This is a genomic window from Collinsella sp. AM16-21 (assembly GCF_003471905.1).
Taxonomy (GTDB): Bacteria; Actinomycetota; Coriobacteriia; order Coriobacteriales; family Coriobacteriaceae; genus Collinsella.
Map to the genome: position 1 here is coordinate 168,373 of NZ_QRKJ01000001.1, position 19,567 is coordinate 187,939.

Annotated in this window: 13 protein-coding genes; 3 read left to right on the top strand and 10 right to left on the bottom strand. The window is 59.8% G+C overall.

The window, feature by feature from the left end; translation table 11 throughout:
- Positions 1-288 precede the first annotated feature (288 nt).
- Positions 289-2,775: a hypothetical protein gene (locus tag DW180_RS00695; protein WP_118236946.1), complete on the bottom strand. Its 2,487-nt coding sequence runs from the start codon at positions 2,773-2,775 to the stop codon at positions 289-291.
- A gap of 249 nt (positions 2,776-3,024) precedes the next feature.
- A complete protein-coding gene (locus tag DW180_RS00705; RefSeq protein ID WP_158570909.1) occupies positions 3,025-3,759 on the bottom strand; it encodes a 3'-5' exonuclease in 735 nt (244 codons plus the stop codon).
- A gap of 258 nt (positions 3,760-4,017) precedes the next feature.
- Here DW180_RS00705 and DW180_RS10555 point away from each other — a divergent pair, with 258 nt between their 5' ends.
- Complete coding sequence (locus tag DW180_RS10555) at positions 4,018-4,143, top strand: hypothetical protein (RefSeq protein WP_255413426.1); 126 nt, start codon at positions 4,018-4,020, stop codon at positions 4,141-4,143.
- A 137-nt stretch (positions 4,144-4,280) separates the two neighbouring features.
- On the opposite strand, the gene DW180_RS00715 is transcribed toward DW180_RS10555, so the two are convergent.
- From DW180_RS00715 to DW180_RS00725, 3 genes are all read right to left on the bottom strand, one after another.
- Positions 4,281-4,892, bottom strand: coding sequence for a DUF4143 domain-containing protein (locus DW180_RS00715; RefSeq protein ID WP_233545126.1), 612 nt, complete (start codon positions 4,890-4,892; stop codon positions 4,281-4,283).
- Positions 4,893-4,994: 102 nt separating this feature from the next.
- Positions 4,995-5,171, bottom strand: a complete 177-nt coding sequence (locus DW180_RS00720; RefSeq protein WP_233545127.1) for a hypothetical protein — start codon at positions 5,169-5,171, stop codon at positions 4,995-4,997.
- 70 nt (positions 5,172-5,241) lie between these two features.
- Entirely contained in the window at positions 5,242-6,633 is a 1,392-nt protein-coding gene (locus tag DW180_RS00725) for an ATP-binding protein (RefSeq protein WP_118236956.1), read from the bottom strand.
- A gap of 777 nt (positions 6,634-7,410) precedes the next feature.
- Between DW180_RS00725 and DW180_RS00730 the strand changes: the two genes are divergently transcribed.
- Positions 7,411-8,409 carry a hypothetical protein gene (locus DW180_RS00730; protein WP_118236958.1) on the top strand — a complete coding sequence of 333 codons (999 nt, stop codon included), beginning with the start codon at positions 7,411-7,413 and terminating at the stop codon, positions 8,407-8,409.
- Between the two features lie 722 nt (positions 8,410-9,131).
- On the opposite strand, the gene xdh is transcribed toward DW180_RS00730, so the two are convergent.
- The 5 genes from xdh to DW180_RS00755 form a co-directional block, all read right to left on the bottom strand.
- A complete protein-coding gene (gene xdh, locus DW180_RS00735; protein ID WP_118236960.1) occupies positions 9,132-11,909 on the bottom strand; it encodes a selenium-dependent xanthine dehydrogenase in 2,778 nt (925 codons plus the stop codon).
- Between the two features lie 12 nt (positions 11,910-11,921).
- Positions 11,922-12,401, bottom strand: coding sequence for a 4Fe-4S binding protein (locus tag DW180_RS00740; RefSeq protein WP_118236962.1), 480 nt, complete (start codon positions 12,399-12,401; stop codon positions 11,922-11,924).
- 11 nt (positions 12,402-12,412) lie between these two features.
- Positions 12,413-15,412, bottom strand: a complete 3,000-nt coding sequence (gene ygfK, locus DW180_RS00745; protein WP_118236964.1) for a putative selenate reductase subunit YgfK — start codon at positions 15,410-15,412, stop codon at positions 12,413-12,415.
- A 148-nt stretch (positions 15,413-15,560) separates the two neighbouring features.
- A complete protein-coding gene (gene ssnA / locus DW180_RS00750) occupies positions 15,561-16,916 on the bottom strand; it encodes a putative aminohydrolase SsnA (protein ID WP_118236966.1) in 1,356 nt (451 codons plus the stop codon).
- Positions 16,917-17,111: 195 nt separating this feature from the next.
- Entirely contained in the window at positions 17,112-18,506 is a 1,395-nt protein-coding gene (locus DW180_RS00755) for a uracil-xanthine permease family protein (protein ID WP_055285183.1), read from the bottom strand.
- 352 nt (positions 18,507-18,858) lie between these two features.
- On the opposite strand from DW180_RS00755, the gene DW180_RS00760 reads away from it, so the two are divergent.
- A complete protein-coding gene (locus DW180_RS00760; RefSeq protein ID WP_233545128.1) occupies positions 18,859-19,515 on the top strand; it encodes a transcriptional regulator in 657 nt (218 codons plus the stop codon).
- Positions 19,516-19,567 lie beyond the last annotated feature (52 nt).

Genomic DNA, 19,567 nt, shown 5'->3' on the forward strand with positions numbered 1-19,567 from the left:
CGTTGCGCGCCACTCCCCAAAATCATCCGATGTCAAGAGACCGACACTTGTGTATGTCTTTTGACATTGCCACAGTCTTACGGGCTTCTTGCCTCATATGCCAAGAGCGAACTCCTGGATCGCCGCCTCTCCCGCCTAAAGGAGCTTGACAAGAACTGATCGAAGGGCAAATAAGACATCGAGTAAGTCGCCGTTGCGCTCATCGCGCCTCACAAAAAGACGGGCAAGCACGGCGTCATCTTGATCGATGGCGATACTGACAGGGAATTGTAGCCAGATCGCCCAGACCTATTCGCCGCCCGATGCTAACAAGCTGCTGAGCGACTCGCGCTCAGCAGCGGCGCCAACGCGCTTCTGCATCTTCTCGATCTGTTCAAGTGTTGAGGACAAATACTTGAAACCCTTCTTCAGTTGCTTAAGCAACCTGTCATCCCTGCGGTCCCTTTTTCCATTCTCCTTCTCGACATCTTCCTCAACACCAGCGATGCTGCGCTGCACGGCCTCGGCCGCTTTCCGCACCAAAATGGCCCCTTCATGCGGGCAGCGGTCGGTTGCCACATCAAGAAAAGCAAGGAGCCTCGAACATTCGACGAGCACGAACTGCGCGTAGTCCTCCCCCATCGATGCCGCCAAGGCAACGCCGCCGGAACCCAATAGACCAAGCGCGGCGCCGCCGCCCGTAATCAAAGCAGTGCCACCGGCCATGCCCATGCCGCCGGCGGCCAAGGCCCCACCGCCAGCTGCAGCAAGGCTCGCATTGACAAGCGCGGCCCCGTGAAGGCCGACAAACGAGCCTCCAAAGATACCGACAGCAATATCCGGAGCCAATGCCGCGGCCACTCCTCCTGTGCCCAGGGCCGCCGCCACGGCGATGGCGCCACCCACCAAGACCTTTGGCAATGTACCTGAAAGCTCGCGGAAGCGTGTCCCGCAACGTTTCTCGAGAGAACGTATGGCGTCCAAATCAACCGCGTCTTGTCTCCTGGGAAATTCGTGTTTAACCCAAGATCCACTCTCCTTCAAACCTTTGTATTCCTTCTTCTCTTCATCTCTCATCTGGGAATAAGGGCAAAACTCAACCAACTCCTGTGCAACAAGCAAGGCACGCACTTTACCGCCTCGCCGCCGCGAAACTGTCTCAAGGGCTCCGTACGCATCTTCCTCGCTCAAAAAGTAGCCGTCTGCATCAATGCCTAAGCCATCCGCAACCGAATCCTGCCACGCGCGGGCCCAACTCCTCTTTTGCCCTTTGCGCACTTCGTTCTTCTCGTTCCCGCAGTCGTAGTTGATGGCTGCAAGCTTCAGCGACAAGGCAATCCTCGTCGTTTCTCTATCTAGGCTATAAAAGTGAAATCCATCGAAGATATCCTGGCGGCGCCTGGCGCGCTCAGCCCAAGCCTCGGACATTTCCTCCGCCATATAGTCCCAGTCGGCATGGAGTGCAAACGCAAGGCGTCCAACTCCGACGTAGTTTATACGCAAGAAGAACTTCTGGGCGAAACCGACTTTATTCCCCTCGCATTCGATACCCGCCCTGACCGCCGCCGTCGCCAGATTCGCCAGAACAAACGAAGTGCTCGAAACCGTGACCATGCGAGTGAGGGCCCTACTGTTATAGGGCATAAAATGCGAAGCCTTGAGTTTGTTCAAGCCGGAGACCTTGCTCACTTCACAACGCTCCAGCTCGGCCTTGAGCCTTGAAAGCATGTAGAGACAACGAACGATAACCTCGTTGGCCACGACTGCTGGCACCTGACTTAAAGCCTGATCGAGAAGACCGACTTCCGTCCGAAGGTCGAAGCGAATGGGCTTACCGTCCTCGGTTTTGAACGCCGTTCCGTTAAACAGCTTTGAGATCCATTGCTGAATGCGAATATCCTCGCCCTTATAGGCAATCTGCATGTCTTGAAAAACAGGCAGGGAGGAGAGCTCCTTTAGCAGGGACAGCACGACGCCGGGAATACCCGTCCCCTTACCGGGGTTTGAACTAGACCCCGCCATGTCGCTCACGAGATGCATCGCCCAGAACAGAGTGCCAAACGCGATCTTCTCTGGAACGTTCCTGCCTATAAGAGGGCAGTCGGGATCGAAGGCGGCGGCAGGCAGGTCAAAGGCGACAAACCGGCCGGCCGTATCAGTGCCATAGCCTTTGCACGTGAATTGCGAGAGGATCGAACACGCAAGGCCAATCAAGCTCGGGTGGTGCGAGAAGTCCCGCAGATGATGTTGGAGCCCGCCGCCAAACTCGGCAGTCAGCTTGTCCGCGGCAAGAGGAAACTCTTTCTCTAGAAAGCGAATAGCGTCTTCTAGAGTTGCATCCGCCTTCGCCATACCCGCAGACTTGGCAATCGTAAGAACGAATTTGCCAACCTTCTCGTCGCCCCACTCTTTGGCACCCTCTAGGTTGAAGTCTTTCTGCCAAAGGATATTCAACGCGCCCGTGAGGAGCCCGCTAACGGCTGCAAGTTCATAGTCGAGCTTCGTAGCCTTTTCAGCCCGAGGGTCAAAATCAAAGAGGACCTCCTCCCCATCGGGAGCGTCCTTAAAACCAACCAGCACGGCGCTACCGTTCAGCGGCGCAGATGTAACTTTGGGCAGCTGAGACATGGTGTAGACTATCTCGCCACCACTAAAAACAAGTTCGTCTGCCATACCGATTTCCTCCTGCAAACGCGTAAAATCAGATTGCTCTACGCCGCCAAATCCCTCTTCGTAGAAGTATTCGAAAATCTCGGTGATGCAGTTGCTCAGAACCTCGTCGGGATAGTTCGCCACTGGCAGCCTGTACACCTCATTGTGCACGATAGCGCACACAGCGTCACGGGTCTCTGCCTATCCGTCCTGCGAATCATGTTAGCAAGCCGCTCTTCGATAATGGAAGCCATCTCGATGTCCACGCTCATGACCTGCTTGGTCCCAGCGAGTGTCAGCGCGCCCTTGAGTGGGATCCCAAATGCAGTCATCTGCTGCTGATCCTAGAATCCTTCGCGCAACCATTCCATCCGCTTGTCGCCAAATGAGCCCCTACCTCCCCTCCGCCTTCAGCTTCAGCAGCAGGTCTCCCAACTCGGGGCACTTGTTGGAAAGGCGTGTCTGGGCTCGCTCGCCCATCCCCCACCGCTGGCGGACTTCCTGGGCGTGCGGGCTCACGCGGTAGTCCCCGTCCATCACCTGCTTGAGCAACTTGGCGGTTACGCGCGCATCGGCCAGGGCGCTGTGGGCGCGGCCCGTCGACTCGTCGAACTCGATGCCAAACCACGTTGCCGCGTCACTCAACGAGACGCACCCGTGGCTGCCCACGTCCATGATCGAGGTGTAAAACACCTGCAGGTCGGCCCAGTCCGTAGGAAATGCGGAAAGATCGATGTGCTTTGCCTGGCACTCGGTCAAAAGCTGTCGACGGTCCGCCCCGCTCCAGCAAACCACCTGGGCGGAGTAGCGACCGATCCAATCGCTGAGCTTTTTGATCACCACGTAGAGCGGATCGGCCATCGCGGTGTCCACGGCCGATATCCCTGTGAGCTCGCGGACGGGAAACGCAACGCCTTCGGTAAATTCCGTCTGCACAAACTGCGAGAACTCGCCCATAACGTTGCCGTGGTAATCGAGCTTGACGGCGCCGACCTCGATAATCTCATTGCGCAACCCACGGCGCTGGCGCTGCTTTGGCACCGGCGCAAACTCAAAGTCCAGCACGATCTGGCGCGCAAAGTTCGTCGTATCGATAGCCGAGATACACGGCGTCTTTTCAGCTGACACGGTTATGGCCTTTCTCCGTTGCCTGCCGCTTGCTACATAGGCGGCTACATTGCCGTAAGGATAGGCGCTCGTGCGGACATGAAATCGCCCAGCGCGGCCACCCGGCACCCTTGCGTAAAGCCGCGCTTTGAGATGGCCACGTCGCTGTTATTAGCGAACATATATTCGTATTTATGGCTGCAGTTTGATAGACTGGTTATTGTTGACGGCAGTTCCATGTGCCGGGCAGCGCCCTCCATGCGACGGGAGGTGATGCCCATGACCGATCTGACTGATTTCGTGAAGCTCCTGACCGCTTTGGTCTCGCTCCTCACGGCGCTTATCGGGCTTACCGAGGCACTCAAGCAGCGTACGAAGCAGAAAAAGAGGGGTCGACGCCACTAAGGCATTGACCCCTTAATCGAAGTAACGGCGCTGCCCAGCTATCACCCTTGGGCTGCCGTCGACCTTATTCTACCCACGGCTGCCAGGTTTACCAAATGGATTTTCGGTAAAGGAAGCACGGCACGCCCGCAAAATCGCTACGCCCCAAGTGCCGCCATGGGGATCACCGCCACGCCGTCGTCGCGTGTGTAGGCAATGCTCCCCTTTCCAACCACGACCGCCAAAAACGCCGGCGCGGCATTCTGGGCGGCAGGATTGGAGAGTACTTTCCTCTCCAGCGCCTTGAGATTTCTCGCTCCATCGTCTGCTTTCACATCACTCAGCTTGAACTCGATGGCTCCCCAGCGCCCGTCGTGCTCAACGATCAGGTCGACCTCAAGGCCCTTCTCATCTCGGAAATAATGGACACTGTTGTCGACACCGCCGTAGGTGGAAAGGAACACGCGCACGTCGCGCAGAACGAGGTTCTCAAAGAGCATCCCCAGCGTTTGCATATCGCCAAGCAGCCGCTCAGGGGTAGCCCCCAGCAACGCCGCCGCAAGTGACGGGTCGCAAAAGTAGCGCTTGGGGCGCACGCGAACGCGGGCCTTCGAGCGCATGGGCGGCTCCCATCCGCACAGGTCCTCGGTCAGCTTGAGCCTGTTGAAGAGGTCCAGGTACGCAGCGATGGTCCTCTCGTCGGGGCCCGCCTCGCCGTACGAGGCATCCTTCATGAGCGTCTTGTACGTGACCGCCTGGCTCTCGTTCATGGCAAGAGCTCGCAAAAGGCCGTGTGCAAGCTCGGGCGATCATGCGATATGCGAAATTACGCCATTCTCAATGCTGTTTTTACGCTACTTTCAATGCAGTTTTTACGCCATGACCGATGTAGTTTTTACGCCATATTCATTGAAGGTTTTACGCTTGGCATCCTTAGCGCAACGCTCGCTCAACCCCTGACCACCGGATTGCCTGAATTCCGGGATGCTGTCTTCGCTCCAAACAAAAGGCCCCAGCTCGCGATGAGCTGCCTCCCATTTCTTGAACATATGGGCTTCCGCTTGAAGGGCGATCCGGAAAGCGCGACCCATTTCGAGCATCACATCAGAGCACGCTTGGTTATCTCCGCTCGCACATCTCGGCAAACGAAATCAGCTTGGTATCTCCCCTGCTCGCCGCAGCTTCCTGACATCCTTGCGTAAAGCCACGCTTCGAGAAGATCACGTAGCTTTTGTGCTGCCGCCTAAAGAGCTCGCTTCGGTATACGAGCTTTTGCAGCACGTCTTCGCCCACCAGTTCATTGCGCCATTTGCACTCCGCAAACAACGCAGCGCCCTCGCCATCGTCAACAATCAAGTCGATTTCTTCCTGCGTATGCGTGCGATTATCCGTCCCCCACCAGCGCCCGACGTTCGCCGGAACCACATCGAGTTGGCCCGCCCGCGCGAGTTCGTACAAATACTGCCTGCATATAAGCTCAAAGACCGTACCCATGTAATCCGATACGTGCGGCTCAATGCGCTTATACGCCACCTCGGCCATATCGTTTTGAATCAGCCCGATGTTCTGCGGCACAAACTTGTACCAGAACCTAAACATCTGGTCGCTCAGCAGATACACGGCTCGCTTATTGCTCGTCTCGTTTAGGGGCATCTCGCGCTCGACAATCCCAAGCGACGCCAGTTTATCCACATAGCTCTTTACGTTGCTCGTAGGGATTCCCGTGGAGCTCGCAATCTCCGAGATTCTCGAGTGCCCCTGGGCAATTGCCTGCACGATCGCATCATATTGCTCGGGATTGCGGCACTCTTGCAATAGCAGGTTGCTCGGCTCCTCAAAGAGATAGCCCGTAGGAGTAAGAAAAAGACGTTTGATGTTGTCCTTGAGCGGTGCGGCAGGATCGACTTTCTCGATATATGCAGGAATGCCGCCCGTCATGCCATAGCAAACCGCAGCGTCTTCGCGACCCATGCTATGCCACAGGCCGAGGGTCGTCGTAAAATCGAGCGGCATGATCTTAAACTGGGCCGTACGCCTACCGTATAGTGGGCTCTCGTAGCCCAACACCTGCTCTTCCATAAACGAAAGAGACGAGCCGCATAGAATCAGCATGAGCTTGGTCTCTTTGTACAAGTGATCAATCTTGTCTTGCAACAACGAGCTGATCTCGGGATTCGATTGGGCGAGATAGGGATACTCGTCAATCACGACAATCAAACGTTCCGTGCGAGCCATGGTGGCCAATGCATCGAACGCCTCGTCAAAACTACGAAACGACACGCCCGCAGCACCAACCGAGCTTGCAAGTATTGCCTGGCTAAAGCCGTGCAGGTTTGCCTCTGCATTGGTACGACGAGCTTGAAAGTAAATAGCCTTCTTGCCTTGGATGAACTCTGTGATAAGGCGCGTTTTACCCACACGACGTCGGCCGTAAATCACAGGCATCTCAAAGGAGCCCGTGCCATGCAGTCGATTGAGCTCGGACATTTCCGCTGTTCTTCCAATAAACACAGGGTCATCCTTCCTTTACGTTATAGCTAGCTATATTATACCTTACTATAATATAGCTAGCTATAACGTAATTCGACAAGCGGCGCACGCAAAAGGGGCGGTACACCACCGCACGTGGACCGTTCCGGAAAATGCATCCCGTTCTGGTGCAAAAAACTGGGCCGTAGCTTCCGCCAAACATGCCATCCAGAAAGCGCGTCCCGTTCTGAGTCTGAATTCTGGGATGCATTTTCCGCTGAAGCTTCTACCGGAAAATGCATCCCATTCTGAACGTCGAATCCGGGACGCAATTTCCGCCTGCGGCCCCGTTGGGAAAGTTCATCCCAGTTTGGAGCCATAATCTGGGACACAGCTTCCGTCAGAGGTCCCAATCGGAAACTGCGTCCCACTCTGGAACCAAATTCCGGGACGCAGTTTCCGGTTGAGGGCTGATCCGGAAAACGAATCCCGTTCTGAGCGTCGAATCCGGGACGCAGTTTCCGCCGATACAGACGACGATCCGCGGCCCATATCACATGCCTTCAAGCATGCGATCCAGAAACACAAAACAGCAGATAGATTGCTCTTTTTCGGAAAAGTACACGTCCCTAAACTTACCAAGGCTTCATAGCTAGCTACCATTCACGGGTGCCGATTACCGCCCACCGATTCGGCTTCAAAAAATGACGTCAAAAACAGGCCATCTACCTGCATGGTTAGATTTTGGTCAGCTTTTGGTCAGCTGAGCGGCAAGTTCCAGCTGATACGTTTTTGCTACCCAAAAGGAGGCGGTAGCTCATGACCCATTGCAATGACCAACTCATCGATCAACTGCTCACTCAAGCCGAACAAGAGGGGCGCTGCCTGATTCCCCCGAGCACGGCGACCCGAAAAGCGCTCCTTCGGCGCATCGGCAGCGCGATCGTCTCCCCCATGCCGGGCATGTTCGCGCGCAAGCCACGCTGGAAAGAGCTCAACCGAGCGCAACGCCATTGCGAGATTATCCGCGCCCTTGCGATCATCCACCCCGATTGGACGTTCTGCTCGTTTTCGGCCGCCTGTCTGCTGGGGCTCGAGGTCTCGTGGCGACACCTGAACGTCGTGCATGTCTGCAGCTCGACAAAGCCGTCGGCTCGTCCGGGCGCACATATTCAGCGGCACCAGATTGAGCCGGCCGGAGCAATACGCAGAGCCGGCATATCGGTAACGCCGCCAATCCAAACGGTCACAGATTGCCTGCTGCAAACTGGTTTTGCCGACGGCATGCCCATTGCCGATTCGGCGATTTTAAAGCTCGGCCTTGCACGGGAACAGCTGATGGAGGCCGTTGAGCAACGAGCGACTGCCCGCAATGGTCGTGCAATTCGTACCGCCCTCACAACGCTTCGATATGCCGACGCCCGCGCCGAGAGCGGCGGGGAATCGGTCGCCCGCGCCGTCATGATCGAGACGGGCTTTGCGCCCGATTGGCTTCAATACGAGCTGACGGACCCCTTCAATTCGGCCAAGCCCATACGAACGGACTTTGCCTGGGAGCGCCAGGCGCGGGAACTCACGCTGGGCGAGCTCGACGGGCTCATCAAATATACCAACCAAACCATGCTGGCCGGACGCACCACCGCCGAAGCGCTCGTTGCCGAACGACAGCGCGAGGCGCACCTATCGCTCTACGGTCACCCTCTGCTGCGCTTTACCATGAACGAGGTCCGCTCGGCAGGAATGCTCGCCAAAAAGCTGCAGACGGCAGGCATCCGGCAGACCGCGCTGCCGACGTGGCTCAACGAGGTGGACCTGTAGGAGCTGCTAGGCCACGCATCGCCGGATCGCATCCCCCCCTATCTGGGCCGCGCTTTCCCAACGGCCACGCCAACGGAAAGCGCGTCCCAGTCTGGACGCTCAAAACGGGATGCACTTTCCGGATGGCGGGCCAGCGGAAAGCGTGTCCCGGAATCAAGCCTCAGAACGGGACAGACTTTCCGGTTGAAGCGCTCAGCGGAAACTGCATCCCGGAATAGACGCTCAAACTGGGATGCAGTTTCCAAGTGAATGACAACCGGAAAGTGCGTCCCGGAATAGGGGCTCGGAACGGGATGCGCTTTCCTGACGAAGCTCCTTGCGGAAAGCGTGTCCCAGAATGAAGACTCAGAATGGGATGCAATTTCCGCCTGAAGGCGATTCGGAAAGCATATCCCGTTCTGGCATCGAATTCCGGATCGCAGTTTCCGGTTGAGAGCTGTTCCGGAAAGCGCATCCCACTCTGGAGCCGAATTCCGGGACACGCTTTCCGCTAGGGACTCAAGGGGAAAATGCATCCCATTCTGAACATCGAATCCGGGACGCAGTTTCCGCATGCGGCCCCATTGGGAAAGTTCATCCCGTTCCGAGGCTTGAATCCGGGATGCTGCCTCCGCTCCAAACAAAAGGCCCCGGCTCGCGATGGAGCTGGGGCCAAAGGTGCAGCATATGCAGTTGATGTTGAGCGCGAACAGCTCGTCAGCAATGACCGTCCGCGCTCTACCCTACCCGCGGTGACGGGCGCGGCTGTACGGCGTATCCACCATGGGCAGATCCGGGCGCAGCTTGCCGTCAAATGCGCGGTAGGCGTTCTGTACGGCGGGCGCCGTGGGGATCGTTGCGATCTCGCCGATGCCCTTGCCGCCGTATGCCACAGGCAGCAGCTCGTCCTTCTCAACGTAGATGGCGTGGATATCCGGAATCTCGGGCGCACGGAACAGCCCGAGCGTACCGTACCTTGCCTGGGGCACGCAGTCCTTGAGCGGCCAGTCCTCGGTCAGTGCATAACCCATACCCATGAGCACGCCGCCTTCGATCTGACCCTGGATGGAGATGGGATTGACCACCTTGCCGGAATCGTGCGCGGCATAAACCTCGCTCACGCGGCCGTCATCGTCCAGAATGACCACATGCGTGGCAAAACCGTAGCAGATATGGCTCTTGGGATTGGGAACATCGGCGCCCAGCTTGTCGGTCGGCTCCAGGTACACGTAGCCAAACTCGCATCCCTCGAGCGCCTTGATGGCAGTCGCGGGATCCTGAGGATGCATACCCTGGCCGGCGACGAGTTCCTGCGTGCGCAGCTGATAGGCGCGGCCGTCGTCGTACTCGATCTTGACGCCGTCGCCATGCGCGCTCACCGGGGCGGTAGGCGCAGGCTTGCCGGCCTCGATGCCAACCATGGCATCGCGCAGCAGGAAGGCGGCGCCGCGCACGGCCTCGCCGGTCACGACCGTCTGACGCGAGCCAGACGTGGTGCCGGAGTCGGGAGCGTTCTCGGTGGAGCACTCGCCATTGGCAATGCAGCTCAGCGGCAGACCGCAGGCCTCGGCAACGTCCTGTAAAAAGACCGTGTTGCAGCCCTGACCGATGTCGGACGTGGCGGCATAGACCACGGCCACGCCGTTCTCGACGCGAATCTTGCAGCGGCCGGCGTCGGGCAGGCCCACGCCCACACCGGCATTCTTCATGGCGCAGGCGATACCGGCATGTCCGGGATGCGCGTAGTAGGCATCCTTGACCTCGAGCAGCGTCTCCTTCAGCGCCGTGGAGCAGTCGGCAATCTGGCCGTTGGGCAAAACCTCGCCCGGCTCGATGGCGTTACGGTAGCGGATCTCCCACGGATCCAAGCCGACCTTCTCGGCAAGCAGGTCGATCAGGCTCTCGAGCGCAAACTCGGACTGGCAAACGCCAAATCCTCGGTACGCACCGGCGGGCGGGTTGTTGGTGTAGTAGCCAAAGCCACGAATGTCGGTGTTCTGGTACTTGTAGGGACCAACGGCATGCGTGCAGGCGCGCTCGAGCACCGGGCCGCACAGCGACGCGTAGGCGCCGGTGTCAAAGTTAATCTCGCAGTCCAGGCCGGTAAAGTTGCCCTCGGCGTCGCAACCCAGCGTAAAGGTGCCGTCCATGGCATGACGCTTGGGATGGAACGCGAGCGACTCGGCACGTGTAAGCTTGCACTTCACAGGACGCTGGAACTTATATGCGGCGAGCGCGGCCAGGTGCTGGATGGACACGTCCTCCTTGCCGCCAAAGCCGCCACCCACGAGCATGGTCTCGACGACCACGCGCTCGGGCTCGTTGTCCCAGCCAAACATGTGAGCACACTCTTTGCGCGTATCGTAGGCGCCCTGGTCGGTCGACTGCACCTTGACGCCGTTCTTGTACGGGAAGGCAACGGCGCACTCGGGCTCCAAGAAGGCATGCTCGGTAAAGGGCGTGGTAAAGCGCTGCGTCACGGTAAACGCGCTTTCGGCCAGCGCCTTGGCGGTGTCGCCGCGTGTCACATGGCGGCTCTGGCACACGTTGTCCTTGAGCTCCACCGTGTTGCCAAAGGCAAAGAAGCTGTCGTGCAGGCGCGGGGCGTCGGCAGCCTTGGCCTCGGCGATGTTGCGCACGGGCTCCAGCGGCTCGTAATCGATCTTTACGAGCTTCTTGGCCTTCTCGAGCGTCGCCTCGTCCTCAGCGACCACCAGCACAATGGCATCGCCCACGCAGCGGGTGATATCACCTTGGGCGATCATGACGTCCCAGTCCTGGATAAGGTGGCCGACCTGGTTGACTGGCACGTCCTCGGCGCGCAGAATGCCCACCACACCGGGCAGGGCCTCGGCCTTGGAGGTATCGATGGAGAGCACGCGGGCGCGCGGATACTTGGAGCGCACGGCGCTGGCGTAGGTCAGGCCCGGCTGATCGAGCTCGTCGATGTCGTCGGGGTACTTGCCCTCGCCGAGCACCTTCTTGCGCACGTCGATACGGAAGGCGCGCTTGCCCACGCCGTAGTCGTCGCCGCGCTCCAAGTCCTCGTCGATCTGCTTTTCGCCGCGGAGCACCGCGGCCGCCAGCGAAATGCCCTCGATGATCTTTTTGTAGCCAGTGCAACGGCAGACGTTGCCGCGTATGGCGTACTTGATCTGCTCCTCGGTAGGCTCGGGATCCTCGGCGATGAGCGCTGCACCCGCCATGACCATGCCGGGGATGCAAAAACCGCACTGCACGGCGCCCACGGCGCCAAAGGCGTACACAAAGGCCTCGCGCACGTCCTCGGGCAGGCCCTCGACGGTCACGATATTGCGGCCGGCGGCAAGCGCGGTGGTCAGTACGCAGGCTTTGACGGCCGCACCGTCCACATGGATGGTGCAGGTGCCGCAGGCGCCCTCGGAGCAGCCATCCTTGGCGGAATGGATGTGTAGGTCATCGCGCAGATAGCGCAGCAACGGTTTGTTTTGGGTCGTCGTGTGCTCGACGCCGTTAACGGTAAAAGTGAATTCCTGTGCCATGGTGATTCCCTTCTACACGCCGGCGGCGATGCCGGTGCGGTCGTGAATGGCGCCATGCGGGCAGACGACAGCGCACATGCCGCACGACAGGCAGTCCGTGCCGTCGATATGGGCGCAGTTGTCCTCGATGCGGATTGCGCCGGCAGGGCACTTTTTGGCGCACATGCCGCAACCGATGCAGCTCGTGTCGCAGATCTTGCGAGCGATGGCGCCCTTATCGGTGTTGTTGCAGCGCACCAGAATGTTCTGGTAGCCGGGGACGAAGGCAATCACGCGCTGCGGGCACGCCATGCCGCACAGGCCACAACCCGTGCACTTAGAACGATCCACGCGGGCGATGCCATCGACCAGAGCAATGGCGCCGTGAGGGCAGGCCGTGACGCAGGCGCCACAGCCAATGCAGCCTTCGCTGCAGCGGGCGTCGCCGCCTGCGGAAGTACAGCCGCTTCCGCAGGCAACGTAGGCCACGTTATGTTGAATGGATTTGGCCATAAGAGACTCGCCTATTTCTTAAGAAGGTACGAATAGTTGTCGCGCACGGCCTTGATGGTCAGGCGGACGGCCTCGGGAAGGCCGGTGTTGACGGCATCGACCGAGACGGTGCGGACCGTGCCGGCGACGCGGACCTTAAAGTGATCCTCGTCCACGGCCAGGAAGCCCTCGTTCTCGGAGTTCTCCATGTCCTCCTCGCTCCAGAACAGGGTGAGCTTGTCCTTGTAGGGACGACCCTCCTGGTAGGGGCAGAACACGGCGCAGTTGCCGCACTCGTTGCACATACCATCGACATGGACGACCTGATGCTTGGTCAGGCCCGGCACCTTGATGGCAACGTTGGCGCGGTTGGGGCACACGTCGCAGCAGACCTCGCACACCGAGCCGCAGCCCAGGCAGCGGGTCTTGGTGCAGTTGCGCTTGTCGCGGCACAGCGACCCCTTGCGCTCGTAGCAGGTGTCCTCGCGGCCGGCCTGCTCGTTGCAGTCGGCGTACTTGTTAAAGTCCACGCCGGCGATGGCGCGGGCGACTTCGGCGGCGTCGGCAATAGCCTCGACCACGGTGGCCGGACCGCGACGGCAATCGCCTGCAGCCCAAACGCCCTCGACGCCGGTGGAGGTGGCGGCAAGGCGGCCGCGACGGTCGTGCTCGACGCCCGCAGCATCGTACAGGCTGGCATCGATGCCCTCGCCCACGGCGCAGATCACCGTGGTGGCGGGAAGCTCGACGGTCTCGCCCGTGGCGACGGGGCTGCGGCGGCCGCTTGCATCCGGCTCGCCAAGCTCCATAACGTCGCAGGTCAGCACGGCGCCGTTGAGTGCCTTGGGCGCCAGCAGCTCGCAGAACTCAACGCCGTCGGCAAGAGCAAGATCGAGCTCTTCCTCGTCGGCGGGCATCTGCTTCTTGGTGCGGCGATACACCAGGCGCACGTTCTTCACGCCAGCAAGGCGCTTGGCCACGCGGGCCGCGTCCATGGCGGTGTTGCCGGCGCCAATAACCACGACGTCCTCGCCCAGTTCGAGCTTCTCGCCCTTCTTGGCGGTCTCGAGGAACTCCAGCACGTCGAGCTCGGCATCCTCGCCCAAGCCCGCAGAGCCGGGCATCCAGGCACCGGTGGCCACGACCACGTCGGTAAAGCCCTGGGCCTTGAGCTCTTCAATGGAATCCACGCGGGCGTTGAGCTGCACCTTGGCGCCAAAGGCCAGGCAGAGCTCGGCATCGTGGGAGATATCGTCGCTCGCAATACGGAACTCGGGGATCACGTGACGGACCACGCCGCCGAGCGAATCGCGGGCCTCAAAGATGGTGACGGGCACGCCGGCGCGCGTCAGGAAGAACGCCGTCGCCAGACCGGCCGGGCCGCCGCCGATAACGGCAACGTTGCGCTCGCCGTCGTTGGCGATGGCCTGGGCGCGCAGCTTGGGCAGCACGGCGGTCATGGCCTCGCGGGCAGCCTTGAGCTTGCTGGCGCGAATCTGGGCGCCCTCGGGCTCGTAGAATGCGCGCTCGCAGGCACGGCCGCAGGGATGCGGGCAGATGGTGCCGGTAATGAACGGCAGGGCGTTGCGCTCGATAATGATGTTGAGCGCGTCCTCGTAGCGACCCTCGTCAACAGCCGCCAGGTAGGCGGGAATATCCTGCTGGATGGGGCAGCTCGTGCGGCACGGCGTGGTAAAGCAGTCGGAAAGCGGGCTCTTGCCGGCGACCTTGCGGTCGGGCAGCGGACGCAGCGGCTTCTTGTAGAGCGGGTTGGTAAGCGAATCGGTCTGGATCGCGGTCACGGCCTCGAGCGAGACGCCCGCGAACGGCTTGCCATCCAGGTCGGTAAACTCGCCAGCCATCTGGCTAAAGCGCTCGTAACCGCCGGGTTTGAGCACGTCGGTCGCCAGGGTGACGGGCCAAATGCCGGCATCGTACAGAGCGCGGATGTTGTAGACCGTGGCACCACCGGAGTAGCTGATGCGCAGCTTGCCATCGAACTGCTCGGTAATGCGGCGGGCAGCCTCGATGGTCAGCGAGAACAGTGAACGGCCCGACATGTACATCTCGGTGGAAGGTAGCTCGTCCCTCGTCACGTCGACGGGGAACGTGTTGGTCAGCTTGACACCAAACTCCAGGCCGTGCTCGGCGCACAGGGCAATCAGGCGCTCGAACATGGGCACGGCGTCGGCCCACTGCAGGTCCTCGCGGAAGTGTGTGTCATCGAAGACGATGTAGTCAAAGCCCAGCTCGTTGAGGCGCTGGCGGGCAAACTCATAGCCCAGCAGCGTGGGGTTGCACTTGATGTAGGTGTTGAGGCCCTTCTCGGTGATCAGATAGGTCGCGATGCGCTCGATCTCCGCCGGCGGGCAGCCATGCAGCGTTGACTCGGTAATGGAGTTGGAAACGCGCGCCGGGATGGACTCGACAAACGCGGCATCGACATGCTCAAACTTGTCCAGGTTGGCAAGCGCCCATGCGCGGCACTCGTTCCAGACGTCGGAGCCGCTGGCATCCTTCATGCCCTCGATGTAGGCATCGACCTTGGGGCTCTTAATACCCTCCAGGTCATAGCCCACGGACATGTTGAAGACAAAGCCGTCCGGGCTGCCCAGACCATACTCGCGAGCGATGAGGTGACATGCGAACCATGCCTTCACGTACTCGGCAAAAGCCTGCGGAACCTCGAGCTCGGTCGACCACTCGCAGTTGTAGCACTCGTCCTGCGCCACGATGCAGGGCTTGTTCACACACTTGGAGAGCTCCTCGCCGTCCATAACCTGAACGGTCTTGAGTTCAAAGAAGCGGGAACCGGCCACGTAGGATGCCACGATGTTCTGGGCAAGCTGCGTGTTGGGGCCGGCGGCCGGGCCAAACGGAGTCTCGATGCGCTCGTCAAAAATGGGAAGCGCACCCTCCTGGTTGGTCGTGACCATCTTGCGCACGCCAAAGATGGCGTCCTGGGTCTTGTGCTCCTCGATGATCCAGTTCATCAGCTGCGAAAACGGGATCGGCCTCATGATGTCGCTCATAGTGAGCTCCTCTCTGTAACGCCCGGCGAGACCGCGCGGCGGGCGCAAATACGGTGTAGCGCTAGCACAGCGCCGGCGACCCCGCGGAGGCCGCCTATGCGCGTGTCGGATGCGGCGAAACATCCGACACGCGTGAATCTACTTGTAATTAGTAAGTGCGATCGTTGAGCGTGCTCCAGAGCTTCTTGGACTCAGCCATGGTCCACGCATTGATCTTTTCCTCATCAATGCCAACGAACTCGCGATCCTTGTACAGGACGCGGCCGTTGATGATGGTGGTGCGGCAGTTTTTGCCCATCATGCCAAAGAGCATGTGGCCGTCGATGTTCTCCTCGCTCAGCGGCGTAAAGGGCTTGTAGTCCATAACGATGACGTCGGCAGCGGCGCCGGCCTCGAGCACACCGAGCTTGCGATCGAAGTACTTGCTGGCCATCTTGGCGTTGTTCTCGAACAGCATGGTCATGGCCTCGCACCAGCCCACGTTGGGCATGGCGGCGTTGTGGCGCTGAATGATCAGGAAAACCTTGAGGCTCTCGAGCATATCGTGGGTGTAGGCGTCGGTGCCCATGCACACGGGGATACCGCGGCGGAAGAACTCGAGCACGGGGGCGCAGCCCACGGCGTTGCCCATATTGGATTCGGGGTTGTTGACCAGCCAGGTGCCGGACTCCTTGACGATATCCATCTCGGCGGGCGTCACGTGGATGCAGTGGCCAAGCATGGTGTCGGGACCCAGCAGGTTGTGCTGCAGCAGGCGCTCGACAGGGCTGATGCCACCGCGGTTGAGGCGGGAGTCCCACACGTCATTCATGCCCTCGCACACATGGATGTGGAAGCCGGTCAGGCCGTTGTTGGCCTCGGCCATCTTGTCCATGGTCTCGTCCGAAAGCGTAAAGGTGGCGTGACCGCCAAACATGGCGGCGATCATATGATTGTCGTTATCGCGACGCTCCTTGGCGGCCCACTGGGCAAATTCGGCGTTCTCGGCAATGGTCTGGTCGCATTTTTTCTGGCCGCGGCGATCGGAGACCTCGTAGCACAGGCACGAACGCATGCCCAGCTCCTGAGCGGCGTCCTTAATGGTAAAGAGGCTGCCCGGGATCTCGCAGAAGCTCGCGTGGTGATCGAAAATCGTGGTGACGCCATCGCGGATGGAGTCCAGAATCGTGGCATAGGCGCTGGCCTTGGTGCCGTCGAGCGTCAGGTTGTCGTCGATCTTCCACCACTGCTGCTCAAGATTCTCCAGGAAGTTGGTGGGATTGCAGCCCTTAATGGCAAGGCCGCGGGCCAGACCCGAGTAGATGTGGGTGTGGCAGTTGATGAGTCCGGGCATGATGAGGTTGCCCCGGGCGTCGACGTACTCGGCATCCGGGTACTTGGCCTTGAGCTCGCACTCGGGGCCCACTTCGACGATCGTATCTCCGTCAATGGCGACCGCACCGTTGGGGATGAACGGGGCCTGAGCGTTGCGGGTAAAGACGGAACCGTTAGCGACCAGAAGCATGGATGCTCCCTTCGACATCAGAGGCGGGGTTTGACACCTCTGACATGGCGGAGTGCGAAGCGCCGGCCTACACCGGAAACGGGCCCTCTCCCGTCAACGCTTCACCAAAGGGACAAACCCTTTGAAGTGCGGCTTGGCGCCGTATGACGTCGGCGGACGAGGCGATGCGCCCGCCGACGAATAGCACCGAATTGGTTACTTCTTGCTCTCGGGCAAGACCAGATCCACGGCAGCGTCCTTGGCAGCATCGATGTGCTGAGCCACAACCGGCGTCTGCGGAAGAATCAGGTTAAGGACAATGGCCATGATGGCGGTGGGGGTTACGGCATTGGAGCCGATGACGGTGGACACCCAGGCGGGCATGCCCTCGCCGGCAAGGCAACCGCTGGCCATCCAGATACCCAGGCCAAAGACGACGGAGGTACCGACGATGGTGGTGGTGCGCTGCGTGAGGCCCTCGCGGGTGAACATGCGCACGCCGTTCATGGTGATGGTGCCAAAGACGCCGACGGTCGCGCCGCCGATGACGGGCTGCGGGATAGCGGAAAGGACGGCAGAGAGCTGCGGGAACAGACCGGCGATGGCAAAGACGGCAGCGATGATCACAAAGACCCACTTGTTGACGACCTTGTTGGAGCAGATGATGCCCACGTTCTGGCCAAGGGCGCTGGTGGGAAGACCGCCCAGCAGGCCGCCGACCATAGAGGTGAGGCCCTGGGACACGATAGCGCCGGAGAGCTCGCGCTCGGTGGGCATACGGTCGATGGAGCCCAGGCAGGCGGCGGAGACGTCACCGATAACCTGGATGGCAACCATGGGGAACACGACGGCGAGGGTAATGCAGACCTCGGGATCAAACTCGAGCGCATAGGGCATGAGCTTGGGAAGGGCGAAGACCTGAGCGGTGGCGACGCTGGAGAAGTCGATCATGCCAAAGGGAATCGAAACGATCATGCCGACGATCATGCCAAAGAACACGGATCCCAGCTTGAGCGTGCCCTTGCCAAAGTTGGCGAGCGCAAAGACCACGGCGAAGGTGATGAGAGCGACGCACCACGCCTGCGGGGTGCCCCACAGCGGCGTGCCCATGCCACCGGCCATGTACTTAACGGCCGTGGGATAAAGAGAGACGCCAATGGAGAAGATGACCGTACCGGTCACGACGGGCGGGAACAGCCACTTGATCTTGCTGTAAGCCAGACCAAAGAGGACCGCGACGGCGCCGCCGACGATCTCGCCGCCCAGCAGCGCACCAAAGCTAAAGCCCGAGGCACCCATGGCCTGCAGGGCCGGCAGGAACGCGAACGAAACGCCCATGACGATGGGCAGACCGCCGCCGATGCGACGGAAGGGAGCGAAGGCCTGGAGGGCCGTATCGATTGCCGAAAGAATGAGCGCGACCTGGATGATGTCGGTGCTCTGCTGGCTATTAAAGCCGTAGACGCCGGCCATGATGACCGCCGGGGTAATGATGCCGGCAAACGATGCCAGTACGTGCTGAAGGGCACACGGGATCATTTCCTTAACGGGAGGCATGCCTTCACGAGTGAACAGGGCTTCAGTGCCGTTCGTAACCGTCTCCTGGGTCATTTGACCACCAATCCTCGAAATAGTTGTTTTCGCATCTAACGCTCTATTGTGACGCAGTGCGGGGTTGAGGTTGTGCCTTCGTTGGATATCGTATTAAAGATGATTCTCATTCTCAATAATAATTTTTTGTTATCAGACTATTCTTAAGCTGAGACAATGCATTTCCGCAGGTCAGGAAAGTGTCTGGTCAAAATAACATCTAACTTTTCTTTTGGTCGACCGTTTACCGCCAAATTCCTACCGTTCGTCTGTATTACGCAATGTACCTGCGAATATGCGAGATGAGAAATGGCGTGTTACCATGAGAAAAAATTGTTATGAACATTTCCGATTTCACCCCAAGGAGTTGCCCGTGAACGAGACCGTACGTCGCTTTTTGCCGATGGTCGATTTCCTGGAGCAGATACTCGGCAAGAACAGCGAAATCGTGCTGCACGATTTCTCGGATCCCGACCACGCCATTGTCGATATTCGCAACGGCATCGTGAGCGGCCGCAAGGTCGGCGGCCCCGCCACCGATCTGGCACTCAAGATCATGCACGACGCCAAGTATCGCGACCTGCCGTTTATTACGGGCTATGAAGGGCGCGGCGCCGGTGGCAAGACGTTGGAGTCCGCGACGTTCTTTATCCGCGAGAATGACGAGATCGTCGGTATGCTCTGTGTCAACACCGACCTCTCGACCGTGCGCTCCATCAACACCATGGCGCAGCAGCTCATGGCGTGCTTCGACGCGGCGCCGACGCGCACGGAGCCCGCGTCTATCGAGGTCGAAAGCCTTTCGGAGTCCACACAGGAGCTCATCGACCGCAGCATTGCCGAGTTGCTGAGCGCGCGCGGGCTGGATGTAGCGTCGCTTGGTCAGAGCGACCGCGTGGACGTCATTCGCCATCTCAACGGCAACGGGGTGTTCATGCTCAAGGGCGCCGTAGCCTGCGCTGCCACCGCGCTGGGCATCTCGGAGCCCAGCGTCTACCGCTACCTGCAAAAAGTTCGCAAGGAAGGCTAACGAGCAAAAAGGCTGCCCTTGGTGGCTCCACAAGTGATCCGTCGCTTGACAA

Excerpts from the sequence above, each read along its gene's own strand:
- DW180_RS10555 (WP_255413426.1), top strand. The coding sequence starts at position 4,018 with ATGACCGATCTGACTGATTTCGTGAAGCTCCTGACCGCTTTGGTCTCG.
- DW180_RS00715 (WP_233545126.1), bottom strand. The coding sequence starts at position 4,892 with ATGAACGAGAGCCAGGCGGTCACGTACAAGACGCTCATGAAGGATGCC.
- DW180_RS00720 (WP_233545127.1), bottom strand. The coding sequence starts at position 5,171 with ATGTTCAAGAAATGGGAGGCAGCTCATCGCGAGCTGGGGCCTTTTGTT.
- DW180_RS00730 (WP_118236958.1), top strand. The coding sequence starts at position 7,411 with ATGACCCATTGCAATGACCAACTCATCGATCAACTGCTCACTCAAGCC.
- xdh (WP_118236960.1), bottom strand. The coding sequence starts at position 11,909 with ATGGCACAGGAATTCACTTTTACCGTTAACGGCGTCGAGCACACGACG.
- DW180_RS00740 (WP_118236962.1), bottom strand. The coding sequence starts at position 12,401 with ATGGCCAAATCCATTCAACATAACGTGGCCTACGTTGCCTGCGGAAGC.
- ygfK (WP_118236964.1), bottom strand. The coding sequence starts at position 15,412 with ATGAGCGACATCATGAGGCCGATCCCGTTTTCGCAGCTGATGAACTGG.
- ssnA (WP_118236966.1), bottom strand. The coding sequence starts at position 16,916 with ATGCTTCTGGTCGCTAACGGTTCCGTCTTTACCCGCAACGCTCAGGCC.
- DW180_RS00755 (WP_055285183.1), bottom strand. The coding sequence starts at position 18,506 with ATGACCCAGGAGACGGTTACGAACGGCACTGAAGCCCTGTTCACTCGT.